This is a genomic window from Spirillospora sp. NPDC048911 (assembly GCF_043198015.1).
Taxonomy (GTDB): Bacteria; Actinomycetota; Actinomycetes; order Streptosporangiales; family Streptosporangiaceae; genus Spirillospora.
On record NZ_JBICUD010000007.1, the window covers coordinates 101072 to 113392 of the forward strand.

General features: G+C 70.9%; 12 protein-coding genes and 1 tRNA gene. 3 read left to right on the forward strand and 10 right to left on the reverse strand.

From position 1 onward, the window contains the following. The first annotated feature begins 68 nt into the window (after positions 1 to 68). Positions 69 to 143, forward strand: a tRNA-Pro gene (locus ACGFNU_RS30060). 39 nt (positions 144 to 182) lie between these two features. On the opposite strand, the gene ACGFNU_RS30065 is transcribed toward ACGFNU_RS30060, so the two are convergent. Continuing rightward, positions 183 to 785, reverse strand: a complete 603-nt coding sequence (locus ACGFNU_RS30065) for a TetR/AcrR family transcriptional regulator (RefSeq protein ID WP_392598991.1) — start codon at positions 783 to 785, stop codon at positions 183 to 185. Positions 786 to 906: 121 nt separating this feature from the next. On the opposite strand from ACGFNU_RS30065, the gene ACGFNU_RS30070 reads away from it, so the two are divergent. After that, on the forward strand, positions 907 to 1680 hold the full coding sequence (locus ACGFNU_RS30070; protein WP_392598993.1) for an SDR family NAD(P)-dependent oxidoreductase: 774 nt from the start codon (positions 907 to 909) through the stop codon (positions 1678 to 1680). Between the two features lie 64 nt (positions 1681 to 1744). Here the strand turns inward: ACGFNU_RS30070 and ACGFNU_RS30075 are convergent, their stop codons facing one another. Further along, on the reverse strand, positions 1745 to 3229 hold the full coding sequence (locus tag ACGFNU_RS30075; RefSeq protein ID WP_392598995.1) for an MFS transporter: 1485 nt from the start codon (positions 3227 to 3229) through the stop codon (positions 1745 to 1747). A 24-nt stretch (positions 3230 to 3253) separates the two neighbouring features. Here ACGFNU_RS30075 and ACGFNU_RS30080 point away from each other — a divergent pair, with 24 nt between their 5' ends. Then, positions 3254 to 3820 carry a winged helix-turn-helix transcriptional regulator gene (locus tag ACGFNU_RS30080; protein WP_392598997.1) on the forward strand — a complete coding sequence of 189 codons (567 nt, stop codon included), beginning with the start codon at positions 3254 to 3256 and terminating at the stop codon, positions 3818 to 3820. Between the two features lie 229 nt (positions 3821 to 4049). On the opposite strand, the gene ACGFNU_RS30085 is transcribed toward ACGFNU_RS30080, so the two are convergent. The 8 genes from ACGFNU_RS30085 to ACGFNU_RS30120 all read right to left on the reverse strand — a co-directional run bounded on the left by ACGFNU_RS30085 (position 4050) and on the right by ACGFNU_RS30120 (position 12316). After that, entirely contained in the window at positions 4050 to 4679 is a 630-nt protein-coding gene (locus ACGFNU_RS30085) for an ATP/GTP-binding protein (protein WP_392598999.1), read from the reverse strand. Then, positions 4660 to 5064, reverse strand: coding sequence for a DUF742 domain-containing protein (locus ACGFNU_RS30090; RefSeq protein WP_392599001.1), 405 nt, complete (start codon positions 5062 to 5064; stop codon positions 4660 to 4662). The genes ACGFNU_RS30085 and ACGFNU_RS30090 overlap by 20 nt, the downstream gene beginning before the upstream one ends. Before the next feature lie 6 nt (positions 5065 to 5070). Next, complete coding sequence (locus tag ACGFNU_RS30095; RefSeq protein ID WP_392599003.1) at positions 5071 to 5490, reverse strand: roadblock/LC7 domain-containing protein; 420 nt, start codon at positions 5488 to 5490, stop codon at positions 5071 to 5073. Then, positions 5487 to 8228 carry a nitrate- and nitrite sensing domain-containing protein gene (locus ACGFNU_RS30100; protein WP_392599005.1) on the reverse strand — a complete coding sequence of 914 codons (2742 nt, stop codon included), beginning with the start codon at positions 8226 to 8228 and terminating at the stop codon, positions 5487 to 5489. Before ACGFNU_RS30100 ends, ACGFNU_RS30095 begins: the two co-directional genes overlap by 4 nt. Positions 8229 to 8483: 255 nt before the next feature. After that, positions 8484 to 8861, reverse strand: coding sequence for a hypothetical protein (locus ACGFNU_RS30105; protein ID WP_392599007.1), 378 nt, complete (start codon positions 8859 to 8861; stop codon positions 8484 to 8486). Positions 8862 to 9032: 171 nt separating this feature from the next. Continuing rightward, positions 9033 to 9701, reverse strand: a complete 669-nt coding sequence (locus tag ACGFNU_RS30110) for an ATP-binding protein (RefSeq protein WP_392599009.1) — start codon at positions 9699 to 9701, stop codon at positions 9033 to 9035. 63 nt (positions 9702 to 9764) lie between these two features. Continuing rightward, the gene (locus ACGFNU_RS30115) at positions 9765 to 10346 is read right to left on the reverse strand and encodes a PadR family transcriptional regulator (protein ID WP_392599010.1); all 582 of its coding nucleotides are present in this window, start codon (positions 10344 to 10346) and stop codon (positions 9765 to 9767) included. 62 nt (positions 10347 to 10408) lie between these two features. Continuing rightward, complete coding sequence (locus tag ACGFNU_RS30120; RefSeq protein ID WP_392599012.1) at positions 10409 to 12316, reverse strand: fatty acyl-AMP ligase; 1908 nt, start codon at positions 12314 to 12316, stop codon at positions 10409 to 10411. Positions 12317 to 12321 lie beyond the last annotated feature (5 nt).

Consider the following 12321-nt stretch of genomic DNA (forward strand, 5'->3'; position numbering starts at 1 on the left):
TCAACGATCTCTAGCAGCGTTAACGGACTGCACGCCGTCCTCGGGAGGGGCTAGACTGACGGCCGCTACGGGCTGTAGCGCAGTTTGGCTAGCGCACCGCCTTTGGGTGGCGGGGGTCGCCGGTTCGAATCCGGCCAGCCCGACGCATTCCGGCCAAGGGCGGAGTCGACGAGGCAGCAGCCTCATCCGGCTCCGTCCTCGCCGGGCAGGATCGACTCGGCCAGGACGCGCGCCTGCCGCGCGGGCCCGTCGATCCCGAGCGCCTGGACCGAGGCGTAGGCGCCTTCCATGATCAGCGTGAGATGGTCGGCCAGCAGGGCCGGATCGTCGACGCCGTCCAGCTCCCGGGTGAGCTCGTTGAGCCGCGCATGGACCCAGGTCTTCATCCCCACCGCCAGCCGGTGGCCCGCGACCTCGGCGTCGGGGTACTCGGCCAGGGTCATGAGAAAGGGGCACCCGCGGCACTGGTCCGGCTGGATCTGCACGAGGAGCGCGTCGAACAGCGCCAGAATCCGCTCCCGCGCGCCGCGGCCGCCGGCTCGCGCGGCCTGGTCGAACCACTCGCGGTAGGCGTTGTCGGCGCGTTCGACGTAGGCGGCGATGAGGTCGTCCTTGGACGCGAACAGCCGGTACAGCGTGGTCGGGGCGATCCCCGCCTCGGCCGCGATCTTGTCCACTCCGACGGCCCGGATGCCCTGCCAGTAGAAGTGCTCGTGCGCGACCGCGAGCACGTGCTCGCGCGTCTCGGCCGACGTGCGGCGCCGGCCACCCCGTTGCTCGCTCACGCCGGACAGCCTAACCACGCTCCGAACCTCCGCACGAAAGTGAGCTGGATCACACCCGCTTGCACTCGGCAGAACGTTAGGGAACGATCCCTAACATTACTCGCTTTGAAGGAGTCCAGGGATGGCTGATCTGACCGGTAGGACGGCGCTGGTGACGGGGGCCTCACGCGGCATCGGACGTTCCATCGCCGAACGCCTGGCCGCCGACGGCGCGCTGGTCGCCGTGCACTACGGCACCAACGAGGCGGCGGCGAACGACACCGTGGCGGCGATCCGGGAGGCGGGCGGGGAGGCGTTCGCCGTACGCGCGGAACTCGGCGTGGACGACGACGTGGACACGCTGTTCGCCGGGCTCGAAGACGGCCTGGCCGGGCGCCCGCTCGACATCCTGGTGAACAACGCCGCGATCATCGACTACGACGCCACCATCGAGAAGGTCACGCGCGCGGCCTATGACCGGCAATTCGCGATCAACGTGCGGGCGCCCTTGTTCATCACCCAGCGCGCACTCCCCCTGATGCGTGACGGCGGCCGCATCGTCAACGTCTCCTCGGGCGTCACCTGGTTCGCCACCCCCGAAGTCGCCTACGGCATGACCAAGGGCGCCCTGAACGTCTTCAGCCGGTCGCTCGCGCAGAGCCTCGGCGGGCGGGGCATCACGGTCAACACCGTCTCCCCCGGCATCACCGAGACCGACATGAACGGATGGCTGAGCGATCCGCAGGCCGCCCAGCACGTCGCGCGCATGATCGCCCTCGGCCGCCACGGCCGGCCGGCCGACGTCGGCGACGCCGTGGCGTTCTTCGCCTCCGACGACGCCCGCTGGATCACCGGCCAGACGCTGGAGGTCAACGGCGGGCTGCTGCTCGGTCCCCCGGCCGGCTACGCCGGCTAGGACCGCGAGCAAGGGGCCGCTGTCGGACGCCTGCGGGCAGGGGCTTACCCGCAGGCGCCGCGGCTCAGGTGGTCTTCGACGAGGCGCCGGCGACGGCCGGTCCGCGGTCGGGCACGCGGTGCCCGACCGGGACGCGGCGCGGGGTCATGCCGAGGGCGGCGAAGGCCGCGACGATCATGAATGCGCCGATGACGAGCCAGGCGTTGACGAACGACTCGTGCGCGTCCAGGTAGCCGTACGGTGTGCCGAGCACCGCCACCGCCATGCTGACGCCGAGGACGCTGCCGATCTGCCGGCTCATGTTGACGACCGCGCTGCCGGTCGCGAACCGGTGCGACGGCAGGTCGGTGCACGCCGCCGCCAGGATGGTGGGAAGGGCGAGCCCGACGCCCGCCCCGCCGACGAGCCAGCCCGGCAGCAGGTCGGCCGCGTAGGCCGGGGTGGGGCCGAGGCTCGTCACCATGATGCCGATGCCGGCCGCGCAGACCGCGCAGCCGATGGCCGTGACCACGCCGACCGGAATCCTCGCGCCGATCATCCGGCCGGCCACCAACGCGAAGATCGGTACCATCAGCGGCCCGGGAGCCACCCCGAGCCCGGTCTGGATCGCCGAGTAGTTCCAGACCTCTTGCATCCAGAGGACACCGATCAGCAGGTTGCCGGCGAACGCGACGCAGAAGAGCAGGATCGCCGCATTCGACGAGGCGAAGGTGCGCACCGCGAGCAGCGACGGCTCGATCACCGGTGTGGCGTGCCGCGACGAGCGCAGCCAGAACGCACCAAGGGTCAGCATGGACACGGCCATCACGATCGCGGTCCGCTCGCCCGGCCAATCATTGATCTTCACGAGCCCGAGCGCGAGCAACGCTATGGACGCCGTCAAGACCGCGGCCCCCGTGAGGTCGGGGATGCGAGCGGACGCGCCGTCCCGGGAGTCGGGAACGTAGCGCAGCGCGAGCAACGCCGCGACGATCCCGATCGGGACGTTCACCTCGAAGATCCAACGCCACGAGGCTTCAACCAGCACGCCGCCAACCGCCGGACCCGCCGCGGCCGCCAATGCCGAGGAGGCGGACCAGATCCGTACCGCGGCGGCGCGCCGCTCTGGGGGGAACACCGACAACAGCAGCCCGAGGCTGGTGGGGATCAGAGCCGCCGCACCGATGGCCTGCAGGACGCGGAAGACGACCAGCCACCACAGGGTCGGCGCGAGCGCGCAGGCCTGTGAGGCGGCGACGAAGAGGAGCAGGCCGAGCAGCAGCCCGGCCTTACGGCTGTAGCGGTCCGCGAGCCTGCCGAGGGGGACCAGCAGTGCCGCGAAGACGATCGTGTAGCCGTTGAGTACCCAAGAGATATCGGCAAGGGAGTTCCCCGCGTAGTCCTTGCCGATGTCGTTGAACGCCACATTGACGATGAACAGGTCGAGCCCGGCCATGAAAGAGGCCACGGAGAGTACCGCGAGGGCGATCCGCGGTCTCACCTGACTTTGATCAACCATAGTTAGATAGCGTAGTGAGGTCTGCTGACTGCGGTCAATACAAGTCAGCATGTTCTTCGGCGTATAATCGCGAAGGTGACCATCGCACTTCAGGGGCACTTCGCCGACCGCACCACGTGGTCGATGCAGAACTGCCCCGTATCCAGGACACTTGCGGCGATCGGCCCGCCGTCGGCGGTGCTGGTGCTGAGCGAGGCGTACCTCGGTACGAGCCGTTTCGGCGACTTCGTGCGCAACCTCGGCATGACCGAATCGGCCGTCACCGATCGGCTGCGGCATCTGGTGAATTTCGGTCTGCTCAGCAAGGAGCCGTACCAGGAGCCCGGTCAGCGCACCCGCTACGAGTACCACCTCACCAAGGCGGGCCTCGCCCTGGCGCCCACGCTGGTCAGCCTCATGGAATGGGGTGACATCTACCTCGAGAGCGAAGAAGGGCGGATGGTCGCCCTCGTCCACGCCGACTGCGGCGAGGCCGTCATGTCACAGGTCCGCTGCGAGGCCGGCCACGACGTCGGCGTCCATGAGGTCATCATGCGCCCGCCACTGGACCCGCCGGAAGAGGACGAGCAGCTCACGGGGGTGATCCCGGAGCTCCCGACGGTCGACACCGCCGGGACTCCGGCCTCCGATCCCACCGCCTGACCCCTTCCGGCGGCCCTGCGGGCCGGCGTCTGGCCGGAACCTCCACTCTCGCCCAGACACTGGCCACATCCGGCATGTTCAGCGGTCTCCGTACTCCGGAGACGAATGACACCGATCGGCGGCTGAACGGCACCGAACGGCGTCGAGGGCCGAAGCTGGCCTCTACCGGCCAGCTGAGGCCGCTCGACCGGCCGGCCGCGCCCCTCTGTGCCGGCCGGGTCGAGCCCCTCTACCGACCGGCGGGCGCGCCCGCCAGTCGCAGTGCGTGTTCGACGAGCCCGACCAGCACCCGCTTGGCCGAGTCGGTCCGCCGCGCGTCGCAGAGGATGACGGGCACGTGCGGATCGATGTCGAGGGCGCCGCGGATCTCGTTCGACTCGTACCGGTCGGCGTCCTCGAAGCAGTTCACCGCGACCACGAACGGCGTGCCCTTCTCCTCGAAGTAGTCGATCGAGGCGAAGCTGGCCGTGAGCCGCCGGGTGTCGGCCAGCACCACGGCGCCCAGCGCCCCGCGCGACAGCTCGTTCCACATGAACCAGAAGCGTTCCTGGCCCGGCGTCCCGAACAGGTAGATCGCGACGCCGTCCCGCAACGTGATCCGCCCGAAGTCCATCGCCACGGTCGTCGTCCGTTTGGCCGCCACGCCCTCGAGGTCGTCGACGCCGACGCTCGCGTCGGTGAGGGCCTCCTCGGTGCGCAGCGGGCGGATCTCGCTGACCGCGCCGACCAGGGTCGTCTTGCCCACCCCGAAGCCGCCGGCCACGAGGATCTTCAGCGCGACGCGCGGACCGTCGGGCTCGTCGTCGGGCGGATGGCCGTCCGGCGGGTCGTGCAGTTCTTCAGAGCGCGCGAAGTTCATCGAGAACCCTCCTGAGCAGGTTCTGATCGGCATGGGGGGCGGCCGGGGAGGTCCAGCGCTGGATCCCCACCAGGCCCGAATCGAGGAGGTCGCCGGCCAGCACCCGGAGCACGCCGAACGGCAGGTCCAGGTCGGAAGCCAGGTCGGCGATGGTGTGCGGGCGGCGGCAGAGCCACAGGATCCGCCGCTGCTCGCGGGTGAGCCGGCCGGGCTCGGCGGGGGCGCGGGCGATCGCGACGAGGATGGTGACGAGGTCGAGCGGCTCGCCCCGGGGCCGGGTCCGGCCCCGGGTCATGGCGTACGGCCGGACCACGGGCCCGGCGGCCTCGTCGAGCCACCGCTCCCTCCCCGGGCCCCGGGGGCCTCCGGAGATGCTCGGGTCCATCTCCGCTCACCCGGATTCCGGCACCGGGCCGCGCGGTCTCAGCCCAGTGGAAAGCTGCCGGCCCACACGTTTGACCAGCATCGTCATCTCGTACGCGACGAGACCCGCGTTCGCGCCCACCTCGCTCAGCAACGCCAGGCAGCTGTTGGCGCCGGCCGGGACCACGAAGAACAGCCCCTTGTCCATCTCGATGATGGTCTGCCGGATCTCGCCGGAGTCCAGCTGCGGCTTGGCGCCGATCGCCAGGCTGTGGAAGCCGGCCGCCAGCGCGGCCAGGTATTCGGAGTCGTCGCGGCTGACGTCCCGCGACGATCCCATGACCAGGCCGTCCCTCGACAGCACGACGACCTTGCGCACCTGCGGCACGCGGTCGACGAGGTCGTTGAGCAGCCAATTCAGTTCGGTCCCCACTCCCTGCTGCGTCATGATGTCGGTCCTCCCCTTCCCTCTGCGTAGTCGGACGGTCCCTCGTCCTCGTCCCGGCCCCGCATCCAGCCCGCCTGGAGTTCGGCGAACAGGTCCCGGGACGCCTCGGCCGAGCGTTCCTCCCAGGCGACGAGCGCGTCGTCCTGCTGGTACACGGCGTACGGCTCGTCGCTGCGCAGCTGCGGGGCCAGGCTGGCCCTCCTGGTCCGCCGCGGCAGCGGGGCACGCCCGCCGGAGTCCGGCTGCGCGTGCGGATCGGCCATCGGCTCACCGAAGGCCACCTGCGAGGTGTAGGACGTGGGCTCGGCCGCCCAGGTCGGTGTCTCGTTGCCCCAGGTGGGCGTGTCGGCCGCCGACCACGCCTGGGTGTCGGTCCCCCACGCGGGCGTGTCGGAGGCCCAGGCCGGGACCTCGGGCGCCGCGGGCGAACGCGGCGGCAGGGACGGCGCGGACGGGTCCGGCGGGAGGGGCGGCGGCGGGCCCGGGGTCCCGAAGGACGGCGGCGCGTCCCCTCCCGTCCCCTGGACGGGGGACGCGGGCGCGTCGAACGGCGTCGGCGCGTTCAGCATCGCCTTGGACCTTTGCAGAGCCTGCCGCGACCCGTTCTCGTCGGCGGGCCCGGAGCCGTTCGGTCGCATCTCCGGTGCGGGCCTCGGGGCGGGGACGCCCTCGCCGGCGGCGCCGTTGGACCCGCCGGATCCGTTGGACCCGTTCGACCCGCGAGAGCCGTTGGAGCCGGGCTCGCTCTCGTTCTCGGGCTGGTCGACGTCCACCGTGAGCTCGCGCGGGATCAGCACGACCGCCGAGACGCCGCCGTACACCGACGGCTGCAGCGCGACGCGGATGCCGTGCCGGCCCGCGAGGCGTGCGACGACGAACAGCCCGAGCCGGTCGGTGACGGCCAGGTCGAACTCGGGGGCCCGCGACAGCCGCAGGTTGAGGGCGTTCAGCTCGGCCTGGTCGAGGCCGATGCCGCGGTCCACGATGTCGACCGCGAACCCGTTCGCCCCCATCTCGCCGCGGACCATGACCTCGGTCGGCGCCGGCGAGAACACCGTGGCGTTCTCGATGAGCTCGGCGAGCAGGTGGACGACGTCCGCGACGGCCTCGCCGATGAGGGCGGCCTCGGCCGACAGCACGACGACCTCCACGCGGGTGTAGTCCTCCACTTCGGCGATGGCGGCGCGCAGGACGTCTTCGACCGGCACGGGCCTGCTCCAGCCGCGGCCGGGCGAGGCCCCGGAGAGGATGACCAGGCCTTCGGCGTGGCGGCGCATGCGGGTGGTGAGGTGGTCCAGCCGGAACAGGTCGGCCATCACGTCCGGGTCGGTGGCGCGGCGTTCCATCTCGTCCAGCATGCGGAGCTGCCGGTGGAGCAGGGACTGGCTGCGCCAGGCGACGTTGAGGAACACGCGGCTGATGCCTTCGCGCAGGTACGACTCGCGTACCGCGGTCTCGATCGCGGTGTGCTGGACGCGGGTGAACGCGTCGCCCACGCGGGAGACCTCCCTGGTCTTCCCGATGATCAGCGGTGGCGCCTCCGCCTCGACGTCCACCTCCTCGCCGCGGCGGAGCCGGGCGACCACGCTCGGGATCCGGTCCTCGGCGAGCCGGAGGGCGGCGCGCTGGAGCCCGCGCAGCTCGCGGGACAGGCTGCGGGCGGCGAGGATCGAGATGATCACGGACGCCACGACCGCGAGCAGGCCGAAGCCGCCCACCAGGACCAGCCGGCGCACGACGCGCTCGCCGATCGGCTTGGCCAGCTCGTTCAGCGTGAGGCTGGCCTGGGTGACCCGCTGCTCCCATGCCTGGGACAGCGGCGCCACGGTCGCCGGCCACTCGGCGGCCTCCGCGGGCAGCCGGTCGCCGCGCGTGCTGACCACGGCCGTCTCGATGCCCCGGTAGCGCTGGAAGTTGGGGGACGCGGCGAGCTGCTGCAGCGGCCCCTTGATGCCGTCGTTCATGTCGACGAGCCCGACCTGGAACTCGCGCCGCCCGATGGCCGTCCACTCGGCGAAGGCGGCCTTCTCTGCGTCGCTCATCTTGCCGCCCTTGGCGAGCGCGGCGGAGATCAGCGCGTCCTGGCGCAGCATGTACGCGCGCGAGTTGCCCACGCTGATGAGCGCGCGGCCCTGTTTGAAGATGTCGAGGTCGTTGACGATGACCAGGCCGCTGAAGACCAGGATCACGCGGTCGAGGACGCCGCCGTAGGAATCGATGATGTCCAGGGTGCTGATCTGTCCCGTGTCGACCTTGGCCCGCAGCGCGGGCAGCCGCTCCAGGGCCTTCATCGCCTCCGCCAGCCGCTGCCGCGTCTCGGGCTTCGCGGCGTCCGTGGCCTCGGGCGAGAACGCCGACGCGCGGAACGCGTTCTGGACGGCGGTCGCGCGGGCCCGCTGCGCGCCGAGCTTCTGCTTGTCCGCGGGCTTGCGCGTGCTCACCGCGACCGCGCTCAGCGAACGTTCCTGCTGGAGCTGGTTGACGAGGAAGAGGCCGGGCAGCGCGACCTTGTCGTAGGTGGTGGAGAAGTCGTACTTGTCGAACGCCGCGCCCAGCGTGATGTTGGCGGCGAACCCCCAGAGGGCGGCGAGGGACATGAGCGGCACGAGCAGCAGGGCGGTGATCCGCAGCCGGATCGGCAGGCCTCGCCTCCTCGCGCCGCCGGCGCTGTCCGGTGCCTTCGTCGTGGCGGCCGCCCCGGGCGGGGCGGGCGGCCGGCGCTTGCTCTTGGTGCCCATCAGATCTCACCCTCATGTCGGATCGGGCCGCAGGGCTCGGCCCGCCTTCTTCTCGATGTCGGGTAGTTCGAGGTCGGGTAGTCAGAAGTCGGATGGCTCGGCATCGGAGGGCCGATGCCGGGTCGTGCGGAGTCCGGGTCTCGGGGTCGGGTCCCGAGGCCGGACGGTCGTGCTCGTTCAGACCGGACGGTTGTCGCTCGTTCAAGCCGGACGGTCGTGCTCGTTCAGGCCGGACGGTCGTGCCGCCGGGACGGATCAGCCGGTCGCCGACCAGCTGCCGTGCCCGCCCGACCAGGTCTCTCCCGCGTCGGTGCGCGCCACCAGCCGGCGCAGCCGGTCAGTGATCATCACCACGGCCTCGGCGTGCCCGCGGGCCGCCTGCTCCCGGGTCGTGTACTGCCCGATGTCGGCGTGCATCGCGAGATCGGAGGCGATGGTCTGCCACAGCAGCGGCCGCCCGTTCGCCGCGAGCCCCTGATCGATCACGGTGAACCAGGTCGACACGACCACCACGACCGAGCCGACGCGGATGACGTCCTGCGCGAGCAGGCGTGATCGCACGTCGATCAGCAGCCGTTGTGCCTCGTCCGATGTCGCGGGTCTTCCATCCGCTCGGTACCAGTCCACAGACATCGCATCCCCACCCCTATCGCCGACGGTCGGTACGTCTGCGCGGGCTTGCGGACGCGGCGTAGATCGCCATGTAAACGCGCATGATGCTCTTCCGCTCCAGAACCTGGGCTCCCGGTCAACCGGCAGGACGCGACTGCCGGCCGACTCACTGAGAAGGGCTGACGCGGGCCGTCACGGCCACGCGGGCACCTCGCACCAGACCGACTTGCCGGCCGGGGTCTGCTCGATGCCGTGCCGCTCAGCGATGATCGCCACCAGGAACCATCCCCTGCCGGTCTCTTCCAGCAGGTTGATCCGGACGGCGCGCGGAAGGACAGGGCTCGGGTCGTGGACCTCGATCCGGAGCCGGGAACCGATGCGGAGGAGGCGCAGGCACAACGTGGCACCGGACTCCGCGGCGTGCTGCACGGCGTTGGTGACCAGTTCGGAGACGAGCACCTCGGCGTCGTCCCGGACGTCCGGGATGCCGTGGCCGGTGGTGATGGAACGGCTGAACCCGCGGGCCAGGGGCACGGACGCGTGCGCCGCCGGCAGGTTCAGCTCACCCAGGAGGGTTTCTGGGGGTTCGAGCACTTCCAGGGTCGGGAGCGCTCCCAGTGGCAGTGGCTCGGCCACCGCGAGCGCGGCAGGCGGGGCGGCCGCCGTGACCGTGGCGGACGTGGCGGAAGACAGGGCCCTGGCCGCGACCGCGGACGTCGCGGCGGGCAGGTGCGTCCCTTGCAGGTGCGCCCCCTGGGGCGCGGTGGACGCGGGGGGCGCGGTACGCGCCTCGGCGTGCGGTTCGGCGTGCGGCTCGGCTTTGTCGCTAGGTCGCTCTATCGTGCGGTGTTCGCCCGTCATGAACGCCTCCTCGGCTGGGGCGTGGCGACCGGTTCCCGCGCGGGCGTGGCGTGGGGCCGGGGGTCACGATGGCTTGCCTTCCTCGGCGTGCGCGATTGCTCGGTCGCGCAGGAGTCGGGCAGTGCTCACGAACCATTCGCGGTTCTCCTGCTCGAATCGGAGCCCACGCAGACACGTCAGGTAGGGCCCGATCGGAGAACCGGTACGCAGATAGGACTCCTCGTCGAGATCACCACGCAGGTGCTCGAGAGTGCGCTCGAAGATCGCGATCTTGGCGGCGGAGGCCAGCGCGCGGTCCTCGAGCTGGGTGATCACGGCGGGCATGGAGATGTGATCCACGGCCTGGACCATGACCAGCAGGTTTTCGCGGATGATCCCCGGCTTGGCCGGCACCGCCGCGAAACGTTCCAACTCTTCGATCCCGGCCTGCGTGACGGTGAAGACCCGCTTGTTGGGGCGATCATGCTGGATGATCCGCCGGCCGGTGATGAGCCCTTCGGACTCGAGTTTGGTCAGCTCCGCGTAGAGCTGCTGCGGTACGGCGTGCCAGTAGTTGGAGACGGACAGGTCGAAGATCTTGGCGAGCTGGTAACCGCTGTACTCGCCGTCCAGCAGGGCTGCGAGAACCGCGTGACGTAGCGCCATGGCCCGTCTTCTCTCCACTCTGTGCACCGGGTGATCTGTGACTTTATCAGGCAAAGACATACCTAGTCTCGTTTTTGACTAATTTGTTTTGACACATCTGGTTGAAGATCAGCAGAGAGACAGTTGATCTTCCCGTCCAGCAGGGCCTGCCGAGTGCGCCCACGCTGGATCTTTCCGCTGGTCGTCCGGCGAACCGCGCCCCGTGCCGCGAGCACGACGCCGAGCTCCGGAAGGTCGAACGCCCGGGCGACCCGCGCCTTGGTACGGGCCGCCAGCTCGCTCAGCGGTATCTCACCGCCGGGGGCGGTTCCCACCTCCTGCACGATGACGACCTGCTCGGTCCCGGTGTCGATCGCGAACGCGGCGGTGTTGCGCGCCTTGGGATTGGCCGCCTGAGCCGCCTCCTCGAGGTCGTGGGCGTGGATGTTGCGCCCGTTGACGATGATCAGATCCTTGATCCGGCCGGTCACGTACAGCTCGCCGTCGGCGACGAAGCCGAGATCGCCGGTGCGCAGGTAGGGACCGGCCCCGTCGGCGGTGAACGCGTGGAACGTCTCGCGGGTCTGCTCGGGCCTGCGCCAGTACCCCTGGGCGACGTTGCCGCCGCGCACCCAGATCTCCCCCACCCGCCCCGCCGGCTGCACGACCCCGGTCTCCGGGTCGACGATCCGCACGTCCAGCGTCACCGGGCTCCCGTTGCCGACCAGCCGCCGGACGCTCCGCTCAGCGGACCCCTCCGCCGCTGACCGGTCGTCGGGCGATCGCCGTACGCCTGGTTCAGCAGAGCCGTCCGGGGCGGGCCGATCGTCGGGCGATCGCCTCTCACCTCGTTCGGCGGCGGCGGCCTCGGCGGGCGGGGCGTCGACGGGGATCGCCTGGTTGCGGGTGAGCGCGTCGGCGTCGAAATCGCGGACGACGGCGCCGCCGCCGAACGAGGCGCCCGCGATGAGGAGCGTCGTCTCGGCCATGCCGTAGCAGGGCATCCAGACGTCCGGCCGGAACCCGACGGGGCCGAACCGCTCGACCATCCGCTCCATCGTCGCGGCGCGGACGGGCTCCGCGCCGTTCTTGGCCGTCCGCAGGGACCTCAGGTCGAGCCCCTCCAGCTGCTGGTCGGTGACCCGGCGCAGGCACAGCTCGTACCCGAAGTTCGGCGCCAGCATGATCGTCGCGTGATGGCGGGTGGCGAGCTCCAGCCACAGGACGGGCCGCTTGATGAACGTGATCGGCGACGTGAACACGTACCGGCAGCCCATGTACAGCGGCTGCAGGAACTGACCGACCAGCCCCATGTCGTGGTAGTGCGGCACCCAGCCGGTGCCGACCGTGTCGGGACAGCCGCGGATGGCCTGCTTGATCTCCTCGGCGTTGTAGAGCAGGTTGCCGTGCGAGACCATCACGCCCTTGGGCTCGCTGGTCGAACCCGACGTGTACTGCAGGAACGCCAGCGTGTCCGGGCCGATCAGGGGCGTCGACCAGTCGCGGGGGTCGGCGCCCATGTCGGTCTCGGTGTCGAGGCATCCGACGTGGTCGGCCAGGCCCGCGTCCGCGAGCCACTTGTCGAGCTTGCCGCGATGCGCCCGGTCGGTGAGGACCCAGCGGATGTCGGCGTCGGCGATGATCCGCCGCGTCCGTCCCGAGCGGCCCGCGTCGAGCTCGGGCAGGGGCGCCGGCACGGCGAGGACGCGCGCGTAGAGGCACGCCAGGAACGCCGTCACGAACTCCAGGCCCTCCGGGTAGAGCAGCATGACGGCCCGATCCTGGAGGTCGTACGCCTGGAGGCGGGCGGCGAGCGCGCGGGCGCTCCGGTCGAGCTCGGCGAAGCCCAGCACGGTCTCCTTGTACGTCCGGCCCGGCCCTCGCTCCTCGGTGACGAACGTGAAGGAGCGCTGGTCGCCGTAGGCCGCCACGTTCTCCCGCACGACGGAGACGAATCCGCCGCCCGGGACGAGGCCGTCGCGCGATCGCACGCGGA

Coding starts and splice junctions, on each gene's coding strand:
- ACGFNU_RS30070 (WP_392598993.1), top strand. CDS start 907: ATGGCTGATCTGACCGGTAGGACGGCGCTGGTGACGGGGGCCTCACGC.
- ACGFNU_RS30075 (WP_392598995.1), bottom strand. CDS start 3,229: ATGCTGACTTGTATTGACCGCAGTCAGCAGACCTCACTACGCTATCTA.
- ACGFNU_RS30085 (WP_392598999.1), bottom strand. CDS start 4,679: ATGAACTTCGCGCGCTCTGAAGAACTGCACGACCCGCCGGACGGCCAT.
- ACGFNU_RS30090 (WP_392599001.1), bottom strand. CDS start 5,064: ATGGACCCGAGCATCTCCGGAGGCCCCCGGGGCCCGGGGAGGGAGCGG.
- ACGFNU_RS30095 (WP_392599003.1), bottom strand. CDS start 5,490: ATGACGCAGCAGGGAGTGGGGACCGAACTGAATTGGCTGCTCAACGAC.
- ACGFNU_RS30100 (WP_392599005.1), bottom strand. CDS start 8,228: ATGGGCACCAAGAGCAAGCGCCGGCCGCCCGCCCCGCCCGGGGCGGCC.
- ACGFNU_RS30105 (WP_392599007.1), bottom strand. CDS start 8,861: ATGTCTGTGGACTGGTACCGAGCGGATGGAAGACCCGCGACATCGGAC.
- ACGFNU_RS30110 (WP_392599009.1), bottom strand. CDS start 9,701: ATGACGGGCGAACACCGCACGATAGAGCGACCTAGCGACAAAGCCGAG.
- ACGFNU_RS30115 (WP_392599010.1), bottom strand. CDS start 10,346: ATGGCGCTACGTCACGCGGTTCTCGCAGCCCTGCTGGACGGCGAGTAC.